19 protein-coding genes are annotated in these 20022 nt (G+C 47.9%); 5 read left to right on the forward strand and 14 right to left on the reverse strand.

The features are described from left to right. Positions 1-6: 6 nt before the first annotated feature. Positions 7-918: a lipoyl synthase gene (gene lipA / locus MHI30_RS17300; protein ID WP_009329538.1), complete on the reverse strand. Its 912-nt coding sequence runs from the start codon at positions 916-918 to the stop codon at positions 7-9. 231 nt (positions 919-1149) lie between these two features. Between lipA and MHI30_RS17305 the strand changes: the two genes are divergently transcribed. After that, the gene (locus tag MHI30_RS17305) at positions 1150-2130 is read left to right on the forward strand and encodes a M23 family metallopeptidase (RefSeq protein WP_020452846.1); all 981 of its coding nucleotides are present in this window, start codon (positions 1150-1152) and stop codon (positions 2128-2130) included. A 46-nt stretch (positions 2131-2176) separates the two neighbouring features. On the opposite strand, the gene MHI30_RS17310 is transcribed toward MHI30_RS17305, so the two are convergent. From MHI30_RS17310 to MHI30_RS17345, 8 genes are all read right to left on the reverse strand, one after another. Beyond that, entirely contained in the window at positions 2177-2290 is a 114-nt protein-coding gene (locus tag MHI30_RS17310) for a methionine/alanine import family NSS transporter small subunit (RefSeq protein WP_003184985.1), read from the reverse strand. Next, positions 2287-3816 carry a sodium-dependent transporter gene (locus MHI30_RS17315; protein ID WP_145699681.1) on the reverse strand — a complete coding sequence of 510 codons (1530 nt, stop codon included), beginning with the start codon at positions 3814-3816 and terminating at the stop codon, positions 2287-2289. The genes MHI30_RS17310 and MHI30_RS17315 overlap by 4 nt, the downstream gene beginning before the upstream one ends. 183 nt (positions 3817-3999) lie before the next feature. Further along, positions 4000-4776 (reverse strand): sporulation protein YunB, encoded by a 777-nt coding sequence (gene yunB, locus MHI30_RS17320; RefSeq protein WP_020452848.1) that lies wholly within the window; start codon positions 4774-4776, stop codon positions 4000-4002. Between the two features lie 67 nt (positions 4777-4843). After that, complete coding sequence (locus MHI30_RS17325; protein ID WP_003184991.1) at positions 4844-5149, reverse strand: DUF1805 domain-containing protein; 306 nt, start codon at positions 5147-5149, stop codon at positions 4844-4846. A 79-nt stretch (positions 5150-5228) separates the two neighbouring features. Next, a complete protein-coding gene (locus MHI30_RS17330) occupies positions 5229-6584 on the reverse strand; it encodes a bifunctional UDP-sugar hydrolase/5'-nucleotidase (RefSeq protein WP_075751314.1) in 1356 nt (451 codons plus the stop codon). 19 nt (positions 6585-6603) lie between these two features. Then, positions 6604-7425 (reverse strand): sulfite exporter TauE/SafE family protein, encoded by an 822-nt coding sequence (locus MHI30_RS17335; protein ID WP_075751315.1) that lies wholly within the window; start codon positions 7423-7425, stop codon positions 6604-6606. A gap of 17 nt (positions 7426-7442) precedes the next feature. Further along, positions 7443-8294 (reverse strand): DUF72 domain-containing protein, encoded by an 852-nt coding sequence (locus MHI30_RS17340; RefSeq protein WP_075751316.1) that lies wholly within the window; start codon positions 8292-8294, stop codon positions 7443-7445. Positions 8295-8424: 130 nt separating this feature from the next. Continuing rightward, on the reverse strand, positions 8425-8958 hold the full coding sequence (locus MHI30_RS17345; protein WP_075751317.1) for a hypothetical protein: 534 nt from the start codon (positions 8956-8958) through the stop codon (positions 8425-8427). Between the two features lie 88 nt (positions 8959-9046). On the opposite strand from MHI30_RS17345, the gene MHI30_RS17350 reads away from it, so the two are divergent. Next, a complete protein-coding gene (locus tag MHI30_RS17350) occupies positions 9047-9631 on the forward strand; it encodes a TetR/AcrR family transcriptional regulator (RefSeq protein ID WP_145651715.1) in 585 nt (194 codons plus the stop codon). Positions 9632-9709: 78 nt separating this feature from the next. On the opposite strand, the gene MHI30_RS17355 is transcribed toward MHI30_RS17350, so the two are convergent. The 3 genes from MHI30_RS17355 to allC form a co-directional block, all read right to left on the reverse strand. Then, positions 9710-10042: a hypothetical protein gene (locus tag MHI30_RS17355; RefSeq protein ID WP_167564557.1), complete on the reverse strand. Its 333-nt coding sequence runs from the start codon at positions 10040-10042 to the stop codon at positions 9710-9712. 614 nt (positions 10043-10656) lie between these two features. Beyond that, the gene (locus MHI30_RS17360; protein WP_075751320.1) at positions 10657-11883 is read right to left on the reverse strand and encodes an alanine--glyoxylate aminotransferase family protein; all 1227 of its coding nucleotides are present in this window, start codon (positions 11881-11883) and stop codon (positions 10657-10659) included. Positions 11884-11898: 15 nt separating this feature from the next. Further along, on the reverse strand, positions 11899-13152 hold the full coding sequence (gene allC, locus MHI30_RS17365) for an allantoate deiminase (RefSeq protein ID WP_075751321.1): 1254 nt from the start codon (positions 13150-13152) through the stop codon (positions 11899-11901). A 164-nt stretch (positions 13153-13316) separates the two neighbouring features. Between allC and MHI30_RS17370 the strand changes: the two genes are divergently transcribed. Further along, entirely contained in the window at positions 13317-14915 is a 1599-nt protein-coding gene (locus MHI30_RS17370; protein ID WP_075751322.1) for a PucR family transcriptional regulator, read from the forward strand. Positions 14916-15009: 94 nt separating this feature from the next. Here the strand turns inward: MHI30_RS17370 and MHI30_RS17375 are convergent, their stop codons facing one another. Then, the gene (locus MHI30_RS17375) at positions 15010-16206 is read right to left on the reverse strand and encodes an MFS transporter (protein WP_075751323.1); all 1197 of its coding nucleotides are present in this window, start codon (positions 16204-16206) and stop codon (positions 15010-15012) included. A gap of 180 nt (positions 16207-16386) precedes the next feature. Beyond that, a complete protein-coding gene (locus MHI30_RS17380; RefSeq protein WP_075751324.1) occupies positions 16387-17793 on the reverse strand; it encodes an AbgT family transporter in 1407 nt (468 codons plus the stop codon). Between the two features lie 242 nt (positions 17794-18035). On the opposite strand from MHI30_RS17380, the gene MHI30_RS17385 reads away from it, so the two are divergent. Beyond that, positions 18036-19082: a glycosyl transferase gene (locus MHI30_RS17385; protein WP_075751325.1), complete on the forward strand. Its 1047-nt coding sequence runs from the start codon at positions 18036-18038 to the stop codon at positions 19080-19082. A 79-nt stretch (positions 19083-19161) separates the two neighbouring features. Continuing rightward, a complete protein-coding gene (locus MHI30_RS17390; RefSeq protein ID WP_075751326.1) occupies positions 19162-19983 on the forward strand; it encodes an endonuclease in 822 nt (273 codons plus the stop codon). Positions 19984-20022 lie beyond the last annotated feature (39 nt).

Genomic DNA, 20022 nt, shown 5'->3' on the forward strand with positions numbered 1-20022 from the left:
CCAATGTTATGCCTGCGCCTGGCGTTTTTTAGACGCTTCATTCACCTGTTCATCGGCATGGTATGAAGAACGGACGAGCGGTCCTGCTTCACAGTGGCTGAAGCCTTTTTCCATGGCGATTTCTTTCAGTTCGGCAAACTCGTCAGGATGGTAATATTTCTGTACTTTAATGTGTTTTTTGGACGGCTGCAGATACTGGCCGATTGCCATGATGTCGACATTGTTCGCAAGAAGGTCGTCCATTGTTTCGATGATTTCTTCTTTTGTTTCGCCAAGACCGATCATAATGCTGGATTTCGTCGGGATGTCCGGCTGCATCTCTTTGGCGCGGCGCAAAAATTCCAATGATCTTTCATATGTAGCTCTCGCACGGACTCTCGGCGTCAGGCGGCGGACCGTTTCAATATTATGGTTTAAAATGTCCGGACGCGTATCCATCAGCGTTTTCAAATTATTATAGTCTCCGCCCATATCAGACGGGAGAACTTCAATTGTTGTAAACGGGCTTTTTCTCCGGACGGCGCGTACGGTTTCAGCGAATACCCCCGCTCCTCCGTCTTTTAAATCGTCGCGGGCAACGGCTGTAATGACCGCGTGTTTCAGGTTCATGATGCTCACAGAATCTGCGACTCTTTCCGGCTCATTCAAGTCAAGCTCTGTCGGCAGCCCCGTCTTCACCGCACAGAAGCGGCAGGCTCTCGTACAGACAGATCCGAGAATCATAAAGGTCGCGGTACGTCTGACGGCCCAGCATTCGTGGATGTTCGGGCATTTTGCCTCTTCGCAGACCGTATGGAGGTTGTTTTCCCGCATTAATTTTTTTAAGCCCGTATAGTTTTCATTTGTGTTCAGCTTGATTTTAAGCCATTCGGGCTTTCTTAGGTGCTCGTCTTTCTTTGCCAATTCCATCATCTCCATTGTGGATTGTAGTCAAGTTCAATACGAAAACATAGCGCCGGATGTGTCCCCCTGCTTTGGAACCGCTTAAATTAAAAATGCTAAATCTTCATCTTTAGTCACTTTAACATAGTACAGATTTGTGAACAAGAGCTTGATTAGTCAAGATAGAATTTCTAACATTTTCTTATTATCGATTTCTGCAGATGTCACAAACTAACCGTATTCAAACTGAAAGGAGCTAAGGACACTGTGAAAGCTGTATTATCCGTTCTCATCCTCCTTTTGCTCATATCGCAGCCGTGCGCTCTTGCAAAGGAGAAAAAAGAGCCCGATCTGCAAAAGAGAATGGCCCTTTATCATAAAACAGAAGCTGCAACCCATATTCCTTGGTATGTTTTCGCGGCTGTCGACCAATACGAAATCAATATCCGCAAAAACCGTAAGGACTTGCCGAAGCAAAAAGGGCACACCGGGATATATATTCCGCAAAGCGTGTGGAGCGGACCTGAAAACCCCAACCCGAAAGATACATCACCGCTCAGCATCAAGGTTTTTGACGGAATTGGAATGGACGGAAACGGAGACGGACTGGCGGAACCGGATCAGGATGAAGACGTCCTTTATACGTTTGGACAATACTTGTTGACATACGGAAGAGACATAGAAAATATCCGCATCGGCCTGTGGGAGTTTTACGAAAGGGATCAGACGGTCGGCATCATATCAGGCTTTATCAGGCTATTTCAAAAATACGGCCACATTGATTTGGGCAAGCACGCCTTTCCTCTTCCCGTAAGATCAGATTACAGCTATAGAAGCACATGGGGAGATGCCCGCGGATTCGGGGGCAGGCGCATTCACGAAGGGACGGATTTGTTCGCCCATTACGGCCTCCCCGTCCGGTCGACATGCTACGGCATTGTGGAAATGAAAGGCTGGAACCGTTTCGGCGGATGGCGGATCGGAATCAGAGACATCAACAATACGTACCATTATTTCGCCCATTTGAACGGATTCACAAAAGGCTTGAAAGTGGGAGAAATCGTCGAGCCCGGCCAAGTGATCGGCTCAGTCGGAGCGACGGGATACGGGCCGCCGGGAACATCGGGAAAATTCCCGCCCCATCTTCACTACGGCATGTATAAAGACAATGGAAGAACAGAGTGGTCTTTTGACCCTTATCCTCATTTAAGGGCATGGGAACGGAAGGAGCTTCGAAAGAAAAAATAAAAGACATCCCTATTTCAGAAGAATAGGGATGTCTTGCTTTAAGAGGTTAGCCGGCCTGGCTTTTCTTGCTTTTCACAACCGCATTGATAATGCTTGCGGCCAATCCTCCCCAAATAATGACGATGCCGATCACCATCATTGCTATAGATGCGCCGTTCATGAGGAAACCTCCTTGTCATGTTGAAATGGCGTATAATTCAGTTCGTTCTTCCATTTTGAAAGCGAAAGGATAAATCCGGCTGCGATCGCTCCAAAAGCGACGCACCATCCCCATTTCAGGAGAAACTCTACCGGCAGATCACCGTAGGCTGTTGTGATATTCGTCTTGATATTATCAAACATCATATACCCCAGAACAATCGGGGTGACGACGCTCAGGCAGATTCTCCACCAGGCGCCGAGCTGAATGTCGGAAACCGAATTGGCGTGAGCCTGCAGAGCTTTCAGTTCTTTCGCAAACCATGCAATCGCAACGACTTCGATCAATCCGGCAAGCGCCACTCCGAAATTGTTGATAAAGTAATCTGCCGCATCGAGGAAGAACAGCCCGCCTTTCGTCGCAAATACGAGCGAACACAATGCAGCAGCCCCTCCGCCGAACAGGACAGCTTTCCGCCGCGGAACGTTGAATTTATCCTGAATCGCGGCAACATATGTTTCAGAGATAGAAATGAGAGATGTCAGACCTGCCAAAACGAGCGAGCCAAAGAATAAAATTCCGAAAAACGCATTAAACGCCGGAAACTCATTGATGATTTGCGGGAAGACGACGAACGCCAAACCGATTCCCGAAGAGACGACTTCTTTGACTGGAACGCCTTGCTGCGCCGCCATAAAGCCCAGCGCACTGAATACCCCGATTCCGGCCAGCAGTTCAAATGAGGAGTTCCCAAAGCCGGTGATAAACGCATTGTTTGTAATATCGGATTTCTTCGGCAAATAGCTGGAATACGTAATCATGATGGCAAACGCAATCGACAGACTGAAGAAAATTTGGCCGTAGGCCGCCACCCACACCTTTCCGTTTGTAATCTGGCTCCAATCAGGCGTGAAAAAGGCATTCAGTCCTTGTGCAGCCCCGTCAAGTGTTATCGAATAAATGACAATGATTAAGAATAAGACCACAAGCAGCGGAATGAAAATGCGGTTCGCGATTTCGATTCCTTTTTTGACTCCGGCAAATAAAATCCCCAATGAAACAATCCAGACAATTGCGAGCGGAATCAGGACGCCCGGCACGAAGCCGCCGAATTGGCCGATGGCTCCTCCCCCGATATCAATTCTGTTTAAATATTCATTCATCAGGAAATTTTCTGTATTTTTTCCCCAGCCTAAATTGAAAGAAAAGACAGTGTAAGAAATGGCCCATGCCACGATAACGGCATAATACGTCGAGATGACAAATGAGATGGCGACCTGCCACCAGCCGATCCATTCCTTCCCTTTCCCCATCCGGGCATAGGACAGCGGGGCTGAGCCTCTGTATTTATGACCGATTGTAAATTCCATGATGAGAAGAGGGATTCCTGCTGTCAAGAGCGCGAACAAATATGGCAGAAAGAACGCGCCTCCTCCGTTTTCATAAGCTACAGCCGGGAACCTCCAAATATTCCCCAAACCGATCGCAGAACCGACAGCTGCTAAAATAAAACCCGCTCTTGTTCCCCATTGCGGACGATTATCCATAAGCTTCCTCCTTTATCTTTTCGAAACATCTGAAAACATTGAATTTTCTAATAATTATTATTATTGAATAGTATATACAGTCTTTTTGCCTAAGTCAAAGTATTTTTTTAAGAAAATAGACGCATGCCGTTTCTAAGCCATGAAAAAAAGCATTCTGCCTGATGTTTGCAGAACGCCTGGAAATCATTGCTTATTCTGTTCCTTTTTTTGCTCTGTTTTTTCATCCTTTGAAGGAATTTGAATCGATGGCGCCGTCTGGCTGCCGCTGCCGCTGTAGAAGTCGGGTACTTCGCCGTGCACGGCTTGAATCGTTGCCGGAATCGTATTTTTGACAACCGCCGTTTTTGTCGCAAACGGTATGACGACACGGACCTTGACTTCGACAAGCACACCGACATTAATTAAAGCATTATTAATTCCATATGGTTCGACACTATGCTTAAAATCTGTAAAGACATCCCCCACAACATTAAGCCGTACAGGTATTTTCGGCCCTAGGTTTCCAAGAAGCGTGTTTCCAGTTGCCTGACCTAGTGGAATATTATAGATTACACCATCATTCTTACCTTCGGGAGTTTTCGCAGAAGAATTAAATTCTTCGGTTTCTGTTTCCTTCAGCTTTTCGTGAAGTTGTTTCGTAATTTTCGAATGCATACCACGAAGACCATGAGAGTTGAAATCAATTGTTGTTACTTTTCCATTTTCATTCGTCTTCATTTCTACTAGATTTTGCACATTTTCATCTTGGCTCATATAATCCTCGACGGCTTCCTGGATGACGTGCGTCGCAATCCGGTTCGTTTCCATTTCAGCAATGTTCAGAAGCGTCGGTTTGATGGATGAGTTGATGATCAACAGACTGACGGCCGTTGAAAAAATAAAAAATACAAACGAAAGCAGCATGACATATCGAAAAGGCAAAGGTCCTCTTTTTGACAGAGGGCCGCGAAATCTTCGCAAGCAAAATCCCCCCTTACATCACAAGTGTATGCTTGTAAGAGGGGATATACGATTCAATCAGACAACTTTATTTCACCATTTTTAAAAGGGCTTCTTTTCCGCTCATTCCGGGATGGATGCCGAGCTCTCCGGCCGCATCGGTTACAGATTCGAGCGGGGCTTCGAGAAGCTGATCGATCGTCCGCACGCCGACGGCTCTGGCGGCGACGATCTTCCGTTCTTTTAATTTATCGTTCAGCAGGGCGACGTCAAGCGCTCCGCACATAATATATCCATGGTCATTGGTTACCGCCATAAAGTTCGTTTTCGGCAGTTTGACCGTTACAGCCGTAAACGGCTGATCTTCTATCATAATCGGAGTTAAATTTACCATCGAGATCCCTCCTTTACCATTAATGTATGATAAAGCGGGAGACATGTTCCGGTTTGCCCCGAATCTTAAACCATCTGTATTAGAACCGGTTTGCTTTTTTAAGCTTCCAGGCGAGCAGATCGCGCAGGAATTCAGGCATAAAGTACTCGATATCTTCCGCATCGCGGATCGCCGGAAACAGCGTTCCGAGTGTAAACATATCAATCGTGGCTATCGTGTAGAACACATCATCTTCAATGTCCGCTCCGTTGACAGAGAGCTTTTCCGGGTCAAGGCCGGCATACAGCATTTTTCCCATCACTTCGCCGCGAAAACCGAGCCCTTTAATGCGCAGTTTCTCGGTTTCTTCCGATGATGCATGAAGGATGACCTCTTTCAGCTCACGTCCCGTCAGCTTCAGTTTGACCGGATTAATCGGATGCGGACAGATGCGGTGAACATCCGCTTTCGTCACCGCGCCTTGTGAAAGAGATTCCAGTACAATGCCTGAGTTGACCATTCCGATTTCCGCCTCACACCATTCCTTTAAGGCGTCTGCCAGCATTTGCGGAAGGGCGCTTCTGCGGAACCAGGCGGTTTCAAGGGTGTTGTCCAATGTCGCAATTTCTTCTTCAAGGAGATGTCCAGCTTCTTTCTCTTTTTCCTTCAGAAAACGAATCGTCTCCTCTGATTCTTCGTTCCACTCTGCCGTCTTCATAACGGTTGCTGTGATGTTCTCAAGCGTTCCGTTATACGTCAGTTCAACATGACCGACATAGTTCCCATATTTTTCGGCGCAGGCCAGCATAACACCGTCTATCATCATCCCTTCTTCAAGCAGGTGATGGGTATGCGAGCCGAGGATCAGGTCGATTTCGGGAAAAGCCTCCGCGACGCGCTGATCATCCAAAATGCCGAGGTGTGAAAGAAGGATGACAGTATCGGCTTTTCCTTTGATTTCACTGAGCATCTCGCCGATGCTTTCAAATGCGTCTGCAACCGTCCAGCCAAGCTGTCGATAGATCGGATAATACGGGACTGTCACACCGAGAATGGCAAGAGTCGCGCCGTTCTTCACCTTTTTGAGCACATACGGCACTGCCCAGCCGGGCCTCTTCCCTTTTTCGTCAAATAAATTGGAAACAACGACAGGAAACTGAGCGTTGTCATAAAGTGTATCCAGCTCCTGATGCGGCAGTGTAATTCCTTCATTATTTCCGATCGTTGCAGCATCATACTGCAGACGGTTCAACAGCTCCACATTCGCTTTTCCGAAGGTGGCCTCAGATATCGGATGGAATCTGTCGACATGATCGCCGAGGTCGAACAAAAGCACTTCTTCCCCCCGCTCTTCATGTTTTTGTCTTTGTGTCTGAATATAATCAACGATTTTCGGCCAGTTTTCAAAATGGCTGTGCAAATCGTTCGTATGGTAAATATGGAGCTTTTCCGTCATGCAAATCTCTCCCTAACGTTTAACTAAACACGCCTTGATAGATTAATCTGATTCCGATGATGATCAATACGAACCTCATGATCAATACGATCGTCTTTGTCTGCATCTTTTTATTAATGTAGGCGCCGAGCTGTCCGCCAAACCAGGCGCCCGGGATCAATGCGAGCGCATAAAGCCAGTTGACATGGCCCGCGATGACATGGCCGGCAGAGCCCGCGACAGATGAAAGGAAAATAATAAACATCGATGTCGCAACGGCGACCCTTGTCGGAAATAAAAACAGAAGAATCATCGCCGGCACCATCAGCGAGCCGCCCCCGATGCCGAAAAGCCCGCCGAGGAAGCCGACAACAAAGGCGATCGCGATTCCGGCTAAAGGATGATATGAATACGTATATTCCTGTCCTTCATCTCCTGTGAACGTTCTGATAACGCCCGTATGCTTTTTCTCGGCAGGTTTCACCCTTTTCTTTATCATTAAGGAAAGGGAAATGAGAATCATAAAAATCCCGAACCATAGAGAAAACGAGTCTGAGCTGAAATATGTCGATACATGGGCACCTGCGATGCTGCCCGGCCCCGAGCCGATGAAAAAAATAAGACCGCTTTTATAATCTACGGTTTTATACTTCATATACGCAAGCGTTGAAGAAAGCCCTGTAAATATGATGACAACCAGCGATGTGCCGACCGCCATTTGCGGTGTCACATGGTCAAACAGCGTCGGCAACCCCGCCAGAAAAAGGAGCGAGGGAACGATGACGATCCCTCCGCCGAGCCCGACAAGACTGCCGATGGTTCCCGCGATAAATCCGAGTATGATCAAGATAAGATATTCCATAAAATAAGTCCTCTTTTCTAGCTGAATAAATCGAGCTGCCTTGGCGTAAGCCCTTTATATTCAATATCGAGCAGCTCCTTCATTTGCTTCCCGTTTTGAGCCGCATCACCGCCTGAATTGTTATTAAACAGCACGTAAACGTTTTTCGACTGCTGTTCAAGCAGCTCAAGGTTTTTCTTCCAGTCTTTTAATTCTTGTTCATTATATAAATATAAATATCTGACCTCACGCCAATTTTGCCCGGAAGACGGCCTTAACCAGCCTTCCTTGTTGCGGCCGTGAAAACGGACGAGCGTTTTTTGACTGTCAGTCGCATGAAGAACCGTCGGTATGCTGCCTTCGCCCGCCTGGGGTTCATCGCAAATGCTGTGAATCCATTGCTGTTCCTCCATAAAAGCGAGCGTTTTGTCGTAAAACTGGGGCATAAACCATGACCGATGCCTGAATTCAAGCGCACACGGTATATCTCCCATTTTCTCTTTTACCCATCTTAAGTAATTGACGTTTTCTTTTTTGCAATCAAACCATGGCGGAAACTGAAAGAGAACCATCGCCAGCTTGCCCGCTTTTATGTATGGCGTTAACGAAAGCTTAAAAGCAGCAAACATGTCGTCTTTCGTTTCAAAGGGGATTTCCCCGCGCTGATGCCCCGTCATTCCCTGATATGCCTTAATGATAAACTGAAAGGTTTCCGGCGTCTCCTTCACCCATTTTTCATTGTTCCGCTCGGGCTGAATCGCGTAAAAGCTCGCATCAAGCTCGACGATCGGAAAATGCGCCGAATAGTGGGTCAGCTTGTTTTGACTGCTTGTCTTGGGCGGATACAGGCTGTCATGATCCCCCCATCCTGTTAATCCAATATAAATCAATGCAGTTCACCTCTTCTTTTAGTTTATCACAGGTTTTTTTCGAAAACTTGATCCAGGTCTGCTTGTAGCATTTCCTTTTTCAGCGGCGGGATACTTGAACATGAAAAAGAAGCCGGACATCCGGCTTCTTTTAACGGGCTTTCTTCGGAAAAAGGGTAAAGCTGAAACTGTACAGAAAATCGATGGCAAGGATGATCGACCATAAAGAAGCGATGCGGATTAACGGTTCCGTTCTTTCCGGGTCGCCGATGAACAGATGCATCCCGGCCAGCAGCGCCGCCCCGATCAGCCATGCGATAAAATGCCGCAACCAGCCTTTGCGCTCTTTTTTGGCGTGTTCCTTGCCGTACTGCGGGCCTTTGTCAGGCTTCGGACCGCCGGCAAAGCGATAGGCGAACCTTTCATCCGCCCATTTGATCATGCGGCTCCCGAACGCGATACTGACGCCGATATAAACAGCGGCGATGCCGTGCAAAACATCCGCTTGCGCCCCATTGTACAGATCAAGCGCCGTTGCAGCCAAAAGCAGCAAATCCAAAACCGGTGTGCATGCAAACATGATCAAACCAGCCTTTTTCCAGCCTGCCATATAGCGAAAAATAAGGCCAAGCAAAATAAAAATCCAAAAACCGATCTCACAAGCTATAATCAATAAACCAATCACCTTTTATCCGCCTCTCTTTTTAACACATTTGTACTAAAAAATTATAACACAGATGTATTAAATAATACACCCGTGTTATAATGTGTGTATGCCAAAAATAGTTGATCACGAAAAACAAAAAGAAAAAATTGCCGAAGCGGTGTGGAAGGTGATTCACAGAGATGGACTTGAACAGTGCACCGTCAGAAATGTCGCTAAGGAAGCCGGACTTTCGGCCGGATCGATGCGCCATTATTTTCCCCAACAGTCTGAGCTTTTCATTTATTCAATGAGGCTTGTGGCAAACCGGGTCAAAACGCGGATCGAGAGCATGACATTTAACGGTACACCGGCTGAGAACGTCAAACAGCTTCTTTTTCAGCTTATGCCTCTTGATGAGGAGCGAAAACTGGAAATGGAGGCATGGTATGCATTTACGGCCAAATCGCTCAGCGATCCGGAGCTCAAACCGTTAAGAAAGGAGATGAATGAAGGCATTTATTCAGCCTGTAAATCGGCTGTAGAAATGCTGGTGAATACCGGCGCCCAACCGGGGATCGATGTTCTAAAGGAAACCGAGCACCTGTACGCCCTTGTCGACGGGCTGGCGCTTCATTTGATCATGGACCCCGAAAGGCTGACGGCTGAAAGGATCGATTCTGTATTGGCGGGTTATTTAAAATCGTTGGAATAGGCACAGATCGATCGCATTGCACCAGAAGAGACTTACACAAACCACGGAAAAGCAGGCCTCTCAGCCTGCTTTTTTTGATTAGTTCTCTTGTTTTTGATTCTCACGGATTTCCTTCTTCATTTCTTCAACGTTTCTTTTAATAATTTCAATTTCGTATTTCTCTTTTGCCTCTGGAGGTAAGTTCTCATCTAAGTATTCTCGGAGTTTTTCTTCGCTTCTAGTATCATCAAGACCTATTGATATAACTGGGTCTGTTTTTCCAATCACAGAACTAACTAAACCAAACTTATCAAAGGCGTCGAGGAGTACTTCTTCAGTTGTTTTTTGATTTGGATCAGCCGCTTGTGAAGCTGTATTAAACAGTAACAAGAAAAGAGCTAAGAACAAAATTCCGAACCGTTTTTGCTTCATTATTCTCTCCTTAAAATAAATTTTTCTAAGCACAGCATTGAGTTCCTATTTTTATGTATTCCGGCTTTTCGGGACAACCGTTTATTCACCGAACCTGAAGGCGTTCACGAGATAGATAATCTTTATTTTCTGAGGAAGCAGGCTCATGAGGTTGATCAGTGTAAGTTTAATCTTATGTTTCTCGCTAAAGAATAAACGGAGAAGGGGATAATTGTCTGTTTTGCAATATCTTCTTTTGCTAGCGGTTGGAGGCGCTGTCATTATTTCCTTCTCTTCTACCTTGATACCTCCTATCATTTATTCACAAGTCTAATATAGCATAAACCTCTGCAAAAATTTTCAAATTATAATTGAAAATTTGATGTCGCAAAATTATTTTTTCTGGTCATCACAAAAAAAAACAGCATAATCACATGCTGTTTTTTGCGCTTTAGTGAACCGCTTTTGCTTCTCTTTCGTTTAGCCGTGTTCCGCCTTAAAAATGTATTGACGCCCGCCGTCATGCACGCCAAACTTCAGCAATCATCCCGTTTTTGACGCCTATCGGTTTTCCTTACGCCTTCTGAGCACACGACGGAAGCGCCGTTCAAGTCAAACGTTTTCATGAGATTAGCCTACTCATGATAGAAATCCAGAGCCGCCTGAAGCGCGTTTCCCGGCGATACAGAAGCACCTGTGCGAATGAGAATCGCTTCGAGAGCTGCCAATGTAAAAAGAACATTTTCTTTCCGGCAGCTGTACCCCATCGTTCCGATTCTCCATATCTTTCCGGCCAACGGCCCGAAAGAGCTGGCGATTTCGACGCCGAAGTCGTCGAGCATCATCTTCCTGACAAGATCCGCGTCAACCCGATCAGGCACTTTCACACAAGTGACGGTCGGCAGCTTTTTATGGCCTTCCGCAAACAATTCGAGTCCCATCGCTTTGATGCCCTTGATTAGCGCTGCTTCATGCAGCCGGTGTCTTGAGAATCGCTCGCGGAGACCCTCCTCAAGAACGACCCGCGCTCCTTCGCGCAAACCGTACAGCATCGAAGTCGCTTCTGTATGATGATTGAGGCGCCTCGGGCTCCAATAATCCATCAGCATGCCGAGGTCAAAATAATTGCTGGAAATCGGCAAGCGTCCTGTTTCAAGCTCGATATCTTCTCTTGTAGCAATGCCCCGTTCTACCTTTTTCCTTTCATTGATGCGCTTTTCAACCCGGCTGTTAAATGTGATCGGCGCCATACCAGAAGGAACGGATAAACACTTTTGCGTACCTCCGACGACCGCGTCAAGGCACCATTCATCCGTATTGACATCCGTCCCCCCGATAGTAGCCACCGCGTCGACTACACAAAGCACATCAAGCTCCCGGCAGGCCCGGCCGATTTCTTCGAGCGGCTGAATGCATCCAGTCGATGTCTCGCCGTGCACAACCGCGACAATCTCCGGTTTCGTCCGTTTGATTTCAGAGATGATCTCTTTCGGTTCAAAAACGTCTCCCCACGGGCATTCCATTGTATAAACATCAGCCCGGTACCGTTCGCAAATCTCTTCCAGCAGATAGCCGAACCGTCCGAAAATGGGAATGAGCACCCGGTCCCCCGGTTTGATGAGACTGGCAAGGACGGCTTCAAGCCCGGCCCGCGATGTCCCGTCTATCGGAAATGCCCATTTATTTGTCGTTCGGAAAATCTGCCGGAGCAGCGCCATGACGTCGTTCATCATGTCTGTAAATGCAGGATCGAATTGTCCCAGTACAGGTGAGGAAAGCGCCCTCAGCACTCTCGGATGAACCTCAACAGGACCGGGAGTCATAATTGTTCGTTTCGGAATATTCATTTCGCCAATTGTCATGATCTTTTTCTCCTTTCATTCATATGCCAGCCTGTATAATAAATCGGTCAAGAGCTCAACGCCGGCTGCAAGATCAGTCGGTTTTGTCCATTCTTCCGGCGAATGGCTGATGCCGTTCCGGCTCGGAACGAACAAGAGCGACGTCGGGCAATGCGTGCCGAAAACCTGGGCATCGTGCCCCGCCCCGCTGACCATCTCCTGATAGGACACGTCAAGCTCCTCGGCCGACTGCTTCGAGAGTTGGATCAAGTCCTGATCCATCCTCACAGGCTTCGCTTCCGTCGTCTGCTCAACTGTGATCTGAACGTTCCATTCGCCGGCCAGCTCTGTGAAATAAGCAAAAATATCGTCGCAGTACCGGTCCAACACCGCTTCTTGATGATGGCGGAGATCAAGAGAAAAAACAGCTTCTCCTGATATGACATTCGGCACATTCGGCTTTGCTTCAATCCTGCCGACCGTTGCCGTTAAATGCGGATAAGCGGCTTTAGCTTTGTTCGTCAAATAGGAAATGCACAATGCCGAGACGGCCACCGCGTCTTTTCTGGCATTCATCGGCGTCGTTCCGGCATGGTTGCTTTCTCCTTTGACCATAACCGTAAACCGCCTTTGTCCGACGATGTCTGTGACAATGCCGATTTGACGGCCGCTCTCCTCAAGAATGCTCCCCTGTTCAATATGAAGCTCAATAAAGCACTTCGCGTCACGCCTGAACGGGCGCCTGTACTGCCGTTTTCCGAAACCGCAATCTTTCATCGCCTGCTCGATCGATACTCCGTTCTGATCGTGCACAGCCGGCGTCTTTTGACAGTCAAACAAGCCCGTTAAATTCCCCGATCCCCAAAAAGTCAAGGGGAAACGGCTTCCCTCTTCCTCGCACAAAGACACGACTTCGATCGACGTTTTCGGCCGGCCGTACGTATCCAGAAGGTGTTTGGCAGACAAAAGACTTGCTAAAATCCCGTATGCTCCGTCGAATTTCCCTCCGTTGATGACCGTGTCAATGTGTGAACCGGTCAGGATCGCTTTCGCATGATTCTCTGTACCTTCTATTCTCCCAAACAGATTTCCGGCATCATCGAAGTACGGCTCTATTCCCCAGCCCTCCATCTTTTCCTTTAACGACTGCTGGGCGCTGAGCCATGGCTTTGAATAAAGGAGCCGTGTCACCCCTCCTTCTCCGCTTTCTCCGAATGATGCCAGCCAATTGATCATGTCTTCGATATTGCGGGCTGTATTTTCTCCGGTCTTATGAATACCAATGGTCATGTAAAGAAACTTCCTTTCTATTTTCTTGTTATATTTCTTTACAACTCTCTATATAAATACAAGTTTACTGGTAACATGAAAAATAAACATCGGCATAAATGTCACAAATCCGCTCATTTTTTGTTGATAATGACTAAAATGACAAAGGAGGTCTGTACAGATCAATGAATATCTATGACATGATGAAACTCCCCGTGTTTAAAGGCGCAACGCTTGCCGCCGGAAAAACGGGAGGGACCCGGAACATCGAACACATCAATATGATGGATGCGCCAGATATTGCCGATTATCTGCATCATGGCGAGCTCCTCGTCACGACCGCATACCATTTAAAAGACCGGCCTTTTTTATTGAAGGAATTGATTGAAAGGATGATCAGGCGGGGCTGCGCCGGACTCGGCATCAAAACGCGCTTTTTGCAGAAAATACCCGACGAGGTGATCAAGCTTGCCGACGAGCGGTCCTTTCCGATCATCGAGCTAAATGAAGATGTCCGCCTCGGTGATATTGTCAATCATACACTGAGCCATATTTTAGACAAACGGACGGCAGAACTCGAACAGGCCATCGCCGCCCAAAAAAAATTCACAACCCATATTATGAGCGGAAAAAGCATTCAATCGCTCTTGCATAACGTCTCTGCTGTTTTGAAGCTTCCCGTTCTTCTATTCAATCAGCATCTCAAGCCGATCGCCTCCTCAAAAGCGGATGCCGCCGGGACGCTGTCGCATTATGAAGGAATATTTCAAAAAGGAAACAGAACGGGGCTCACCTGTTTTTCAACGCTTCCCGACAAACAAACTTATTCGGTATTTCCGATCTATACTCATGAAAAAAAATGCGGCTTCCTCGTTGTCTGCGGGATGATTTCCGCTTCAGACAAAGGCTTGCTGTTAACCCTCGAACAAGCCGCCAATGTCATCGCCTTTGAGCTGCTGAAGGAAAATGCGCTCAAACAATATTTGCGAAGAGCGCGGAACGAGTTTTTCAGCAATTTTTTGGACGGCGCCTTTTCCTCCGCTGAAGAAATTAAAAACCGAGCCAAAGAATTTCAGCTCAAGTGGGATCAAAAATATGTGTGCATTGCGGGCAAATTGGACCGCCGCGAAAAATCGCTCAGCTTCACGGAAAATCAGCTAGAATCAGATTCCGTGTTCGAACGCCTGGAAGAAGAGCTGGTTTACTTCCCGTTTCCTCCGCACCTTTTCACAAAGGGAAACGTATGCTTCCTGCTGGCCGAGGCGACGGACAGCTGGGCTGAACTGAATGCAGCCGTCGGCGGATTTTTAAAGACGTTTCAGCGCCATGCAGCGGAACACTTCCAGCGGACGATCTCTTTCGGAATCAGCAACCTCAGCCATCAGCTGAGCGACATTCCGCACATTTGCAAAGAAGCCGTCGACGCGCTCCACTCCGGCCATTTGTCCGGCAGCACCGAGTTCATCCAGACGTACCATATGAAAGACGTCTCTGAGCTTTTGCGCATGATTCCGGCTGATGATTTGAAGACATTTTACACGCATGCGCTGCATCAGCTTGCCAGCCTGCCGAAGGATGACCAGGGGCTCCTGCAAACATTGTCCGTCTATCTGGAAACGCACTGCCAGATTTCCGAAACGGCCAAACGCCTGTACGTCCACAGAAACACCGTCATCTACAGGCTTGAAAAATGCGAAGAATTGCTCGGGAAAAGCCTGAAAGACGCGGACACGACCCTGCGCTTGAGACTGGCGCTCAGAATTCAAATGCTGCTTGGATTGTGAGAAACTCCAACAGCGGCAATCGAGAAAGTTAAGCCATACCGGCTGATGATTAGACATTCACCATAGAAAAAAGCCGGCATATGTGCCGGCTCCCTTATACTTTTTCGGGAATTGCGCGCGCCTGCTGCTTCCGCCCCCAGCTGACTGCCGCCAAAAAGCTGAGCACGAGAACGACCGCACCAAAAATATATGGAATTTCCACGTTCACATCGAATAACAGACCGGCCACCGTCGGTCCGACAATGTTGGCAAGGCTCATAAACGCATTGTTCATGCCTGCGGCAAAGCCCTGTTCATCACCGGCCATTTTTGAAATCAGCGTGTTAATCGCCGGACGGAGGATGGACGTCAGCATGAAGAAAACAATCGTTGCTCCGAAAACGAGCCAGTACGAACCGGCAATCGAGCAGACGGCTAGCGCTGCGGCTGAACCGATCAGCGTCATGTTCATCAGCTTTTTTTCGCCGAAGCGGTTCGTCAGCATCCCGAGGGCCACCGCCTGGACGAACACGCCGATCAAGCTTGCCGCTGTAATGACAAAGGCAATGTCTCCCGGTGTAAAGCCGTGCTTATGATCGACATAAAGGCTGAATACCGCCTCGAAATTCATGATCCCGAAGTTCAGGATGAACACGAGGACAAACAGAAAAGCATACGGTGATCGCAGCGCGCGCGCCATTTGCTTAGGAAGCGGTTCGCGCTTTTGAGCGGAGCGGCGCTTTTCAAGCATCTTTTCTTGACTGAGCGTTTCCGGAAGGACAAGAAGCGATAAAACCGTCGCCAAGCCGGCTAATCCGGCTGACACGTAAAACGGGAAAGTGAGCCCGAACGCAGCCAAATATCCGCCTGCTCCCGGACCGATGACAAAGCCGAGAGACATCGCGGCGCTGATCAGCCCCATCCCTTTGCTTCGATCCTTTTCCGATGTGATATCAGCGATGTAGGCAAACATGGCCGGCACCAAAAACGCCGCCCCCGCTCCGCCGAGAAGGCGGGAAACAAACAGCAGCCACATCTGGCTCGCCAAGGCGAAAAGCAGCTGGGAAACCGCAAACGCCCCAATGCCTAAAATGATCATTTTCCGTCTTCCGTATTTATCGGTCATTTCCCCGGCAACGGGCGAAAACAGCAGCTGGGTAATCCCCGAAGCCGCAATCAGCAATCCGAGTGTGCTGCCTGACGCGCCGAATTCTTCTATAAACGTAGGCATGAGTGGAATAATCAAGCCTATACCAAGCATAACGATGAACACATTCAGCATGAGAATATACAATCTGGCCATCTTTTTCATCCGCGGATACCTTCCTTAAAGCCCGAAAATATCGGACAATCTTAAATTCGAACAATTACTAAATTAGTATATCCACAGATAGGTTCAAAGTCTAGTTTTTTCATATTTTTGCATATTTTTTCTTCTGAAGGAATGATGGGAAAATAAAAAAGCGGAGGATTCCCCCGCCTTTTTATCTATTTACGACCAGCCGACAGCGTTAGCAAACATCAGGAAAAGCACGGCCGCTCCCATCCAGAGGCAAAACAGCGGAAGGATGAATCGCAGCCACTTGTTCCAGGCAATCCGGCTGATCGCAAGCGTCGCCATAAAGTAACCCGATGTCGGAAAGACGATGTTTGAAAAACCGTCGCCGAATTGGAAAGCCAGAATCGCCGTCTGCCGAGTAATTCCGACAATATCAGCCAAAGGCGCCATAATCGGCATCATAATTAAAGCCTGTCCGCTTCCGCTTGGAACAAAAAAGTTAAACAGCATCTGTGTAAAAAGCATCGCTGTAACCGTTAAATAAGAAGGAAGCTGTGAGACCGCATGGGACAAGCCGTAAACAATCGTATCCATGATCTGCCCGTCGGCCATAACGACGGCAGCAGCTCTTGCAATGCCGCAAATCATCGCCCCGACGAGCACTTCTTTAAAGCCCTCATTAAAGGACTCGGCAATGTCTCTCGAGCTCATGCCGGCAATGTAAGCAGGAATGATGCCGAGCGCTAGGAAATAGCCCGCCATTGTCAGCATATCCCACCTGAAATAAATGACACAGCCAATCAAGCCGGCAAACAACCCAAGCGCCGCGATGCCGGCCCATTTCACCCGTCCGCTTGCTTTAAAAGCAGGCACCGCTTCGACTGCTTCTTTCCCCGTCAGGCTTTTTTCAGGGTACGCCCTGACCTTTTCCGCATATTTGAGCACATATACCGCGGCAATCGCCGTAATGACAACAAAGATGACCGCCCTGTACCCCATCCCTGAATAAAGCGGGAGACCGGAAATCATTTGTGAGGTCCCCACGGTAAAAGGGTTTGTCAAAGCGCTTGTAAAGCCGGCGATCGTCCCGCACAACGCAATTGCTGCTGCTGTCATCCGGTCATATCCGAAAGACAGCAGCAGAGGAAGAATGACAGGGACGTAAACGATGGAAAGCTCAGGCGTCCCGATAAAACAGGAAATGCCGGAAAAAACAAATATTAAGACAGGCGTAACGAAAACCGGTTTGTTCCTGAACTGATCAGCCAGCAGACGGACGCCGAGCTCAATGACAGACGCTTTCCGCAGAACGGCAAAAGCGCCGCCAATCACAAATGTAAACACGATAATCGGAGCCGCTTCTGTCATCCCTTTCGGAACCGCCGTAAGCAATCCCAAGATATCAACCGGCGTCTGTTCGATCCGTTTGTAGGACGCCGGATCAATCATTTCCCTGCCGTCCGGACTTTTCACCCGTTCATATTCGCCTGCCGGAATCACATATGTCATAAGCGCCATTAGACCAATCATGACAGCCAGAATAACATAAATATGCGGAAATTCTTTTTTGCGTTTTTCATTCTTGTTCACGTCTTCTGTTTTGTAAGCCGGCATTCCCATTTTTGATCATCCCCTTTTTCATGTTAACTTTTTTAACATATTAAATGATTACAGCATTGATGGCATTGAAAAATCCTCTAAATTTCAGCATGTTTTCAGTTAAAATACCTAAATCTACACGGCCAATCCAGAAAATCGTCATATTTTCTATCAATCATTAAGCCGACAATCTCGGCTGTTCCTTTTCTCCATTTTCATGTAAAGTCATAAGAAAGATCAGCATGTAAAGGAGAGCGTTCACATTGCAACAGTGGATTAAAGAAGTCGCAAGAGGAAAAAGGGGCGCCCGCGATTTAACTTATGAAGAGGCCAAACAGGCTGCAGAAGCGATCGTTACGGGAAATGCCAGCCCCGTCCAGACCGCCGCATTCTTAATAGCGGAGCGGATGAAAACAGAGTCCCCTGAGGAATTGCTCGCGTTTACCGAAGCATTGCGGAAAAGCTCGAAAACACTGAACCTTTCCAAAGCTGTAAAAGATGCGGTCATCGATTTTGCAGGACCTTACACAGGAAGACATTCTTTTTTAGCAACCATTCCCGTCTCGCTCCTTCTCGCAGGAAACGGGATCCCCGCGTTTCTCCACGGCAGTGATGCATTGCCGCCCAAATATGGAACGAGCGTAAAAGATGTCCTGGACAAACTCGGAATCCCCTCTGAGACTGATCCTGCGCAAACGGCACACACACTGGAAGAGGCCTCAATCGGATTCGCGGCCGCTGAAACATTTTGCAAACCGTTTGTTCGCATGAGGAAAATCCGCGAAGAGATCGGCGTCCGCACCGTGCTGAATACAGCAGAAAAACTGGTCAACTTCTCTGATGCCGACAGGCTCATGCTGGGCGCATTTCACCGGACGGCCATTCAGAAAATGCATCCCGTTTTTCAGCGCTTGACGTACAAAGAAGTGTTCATTGTCCAGGGGGCGGAAGGCTCGGAAGACGTGCCGGTCCACAGAGGCAGCTTTGTGTTTACGATAAAAAGCGGCGCGATCGATTCCTTTATATTAAAACCGGAAAAATACGGACTTTACGCAGATGAAGCAAAGCTCAACAAACCGCTGTCTGCTGAGGAACAGGCGGAAAAAATAACAGCCGTTCTCGCCGGAGACGAATCGGCAGATACTGAATACGAAAGAAAACAAGTCATCATGAATGCCGCATTGCGCTATTATTTATTCGGATACTGCGCGGCCATTGAAGAAGGCATCCGAACGGCGGAAAAACAGCTGAAAGAAAAAGCCGGCCTGGAAGCTCTCGAGAGGTGGAAAGCTTCATTTACAAGACCGTAAGAAAACCGTAACGAAAATGATATTTCCTTTTCATGAAAAGATTGGATAATGAAAGAAATGAAAAGGAGGCGATCGAAAGATGAACCGAAAATGTCTCATACCGTTTATTTTGATGTTGTCAGCGATGTGCGCGCCCACCCAAAACGCAGAAGCCTTCCAATTGTTTTCCTTACACGTCCAGCCCTATCAGTCCTCGGCTCCGGCGGATTACTATGAACAGGCGCAAGGCAAAACAGGCGAAGCTTTAAAACAAGCGCTTCACGACACGATCGACGATCATAGAGAGCTGTCTTACAGTGAGGTATGGGAAGCGCTGAAAGCAACGGATGAAGATCCGGCCAATCGAAACAACGTGATTCTCTTATATTCCAGAGAGTCGCGCTCTAAACAGGCGAACGGGGGGCAAACGGGCGATTGGAACCGCGAGCACGTATGGGCAAAATCGCACGGCGATTTCGGAACAAGCAAAGGGCCCGGAACAGATTTGCATCACCTCAGGCCCAGCGATGTGCAAGTAAACGCCGCCCGCGGAAACCTTGATTTCGACGAAGGCGGCAGCCCTTATCCCGGTTCCCCCGGAAACCGCTATGACGGCGATTCCTGGGAACCTGACAAAAGCATTAAAGGCGATGTCGCCAGAATGATTTTCTATATGGCGGTCCGCTATGAAGGGGACGACGGTCATCCGGATCTTGAAATGAACGACACAACGAACAACGGATCTAAACCATACCACGGAAAAATGTCGGTTTTATTGAAATGGCACCATGAAGACCCTGTCGATACCCTCGAAAGAAAGCGGAACGACATCATCTATCAGCAATACCAGCATAACCGCAATCCATTCATTGATCACCCTGAATGGGCGGAGGATATTTGGGGCTCAGGCGTTTTGAATTGAACAAAAAAAGCGCCTGCCCGGCGCTCTTTTTTAAAACCT

The organism is Bacillus sp. FSL L8-0528 (assembly GCF_038593085.1).
In the GTDB taxonomy this organism is placed as follows: Bacteria; Bacillota; Bacilli; order Bacillales; family Bacillaceae; genus Bacillus; species Bacillus paralicheniformis.

Excerpts from the sequence above, each read along its gene's own strand:
- lipA (WP_009329538.1), bottom strand. The coding sequence starts at position 918 with ATGGAGATGATGGAATTGGCAAAGAAAGACGAGCACCTAAGAAAGCCC.
- MHI30_RS17310 (WP_003184985.1), bottom strand. The coding sequence starts at position 2,290 with ATGAACGGCGCATCTATAGCAATGATGGTGATCGGCATCGTCATTATT.
- MHI30_RS17315 (WP_145699681.1), bottom strand. The coding sequence starts at position 3,816 with ATGGATAATCGTCCGCAATGGGGAACAAGAGCGGGTTTTATTTTAGCA.
- MHI30_RS17325 (WP_003184991.1), bottom strand. The coding sequence starts at position 5,149 with ATGGTAAATTTAACTCCGATTATGATAGAAGATCAGCCGTTTACGGCT.
- MHI30_RS17330 (WP_075751314.1), bottom strand. The coding sequence starts at position 6,584 with ATGACGGAAAAGCTCCATATTTACCATACGAACGATTTGCACAGCCAT.
- MHI30_RS17335 (WP_075751315.1), bottom strand. The coding sequence starts at position 7,425 with ATGGAATATCTTATCTTGATCATACTCGGATTTATCGCGGGAACCATC.
- MHI30_RS17350 (WP_145651715.1), top strand. The coding sequence starts at position 9,047 with ATGCCAAAAATAGTTGATCACGAAAAACAAAAAGAAAAAATTGCCGAA.
- MHI30_RS17355 (WP_167564557.1), bottom strand. The coding sequence starts at position 10,042 with ATGAAGCAAAAACGGTTCGGAATTTTGTTCTTAGCTCTTTTCTTGTTA.
- MHI30_RS17360 (WP_075751320.1), bottom strand. The coding sequence starts at position 11,883 with ATGACAATTGGCGAAATGAATATTCCGAAACGAACAATTATGACTCCC.
- allC (WP_075751321.1), bottom strand. The coding sequence starts at position 13,152 with ATGACCATTGGTATTCATAAGACCGGAGAAAATACAGCCCGCAATATC.
- MHI30_RS17370 (WP_075751322.1), top strand. The coding sequence starts at position 13,317 with ATGAATATCTATGACATGATGAAACTCCCCGTGTTTAAAGGCGCAACG.
- MHI30_RS17375 (WP_075751323.1), bottom strand. The coding sequence starts at position 16,206 with ATGAAAAAGATGGCCAGATTGTATATTCTCATGCTGAATGTGTTCATC.
- MHI30_RS17380 (WP_075751324.1), bottom strand. The coding sequence starts at position 17,793 with ATGGGAATGCCGGCTTACAAAACAGAAGACGTGAACAAGAATGAAAAA.
- MHI30_RS17390 (WP_075751326.1), top strand. The coding sequence starts at position 19,162 with ATGAACCGAAAATGTCTCATACCGTTTATTTTGATGTTGTCAGCGATG.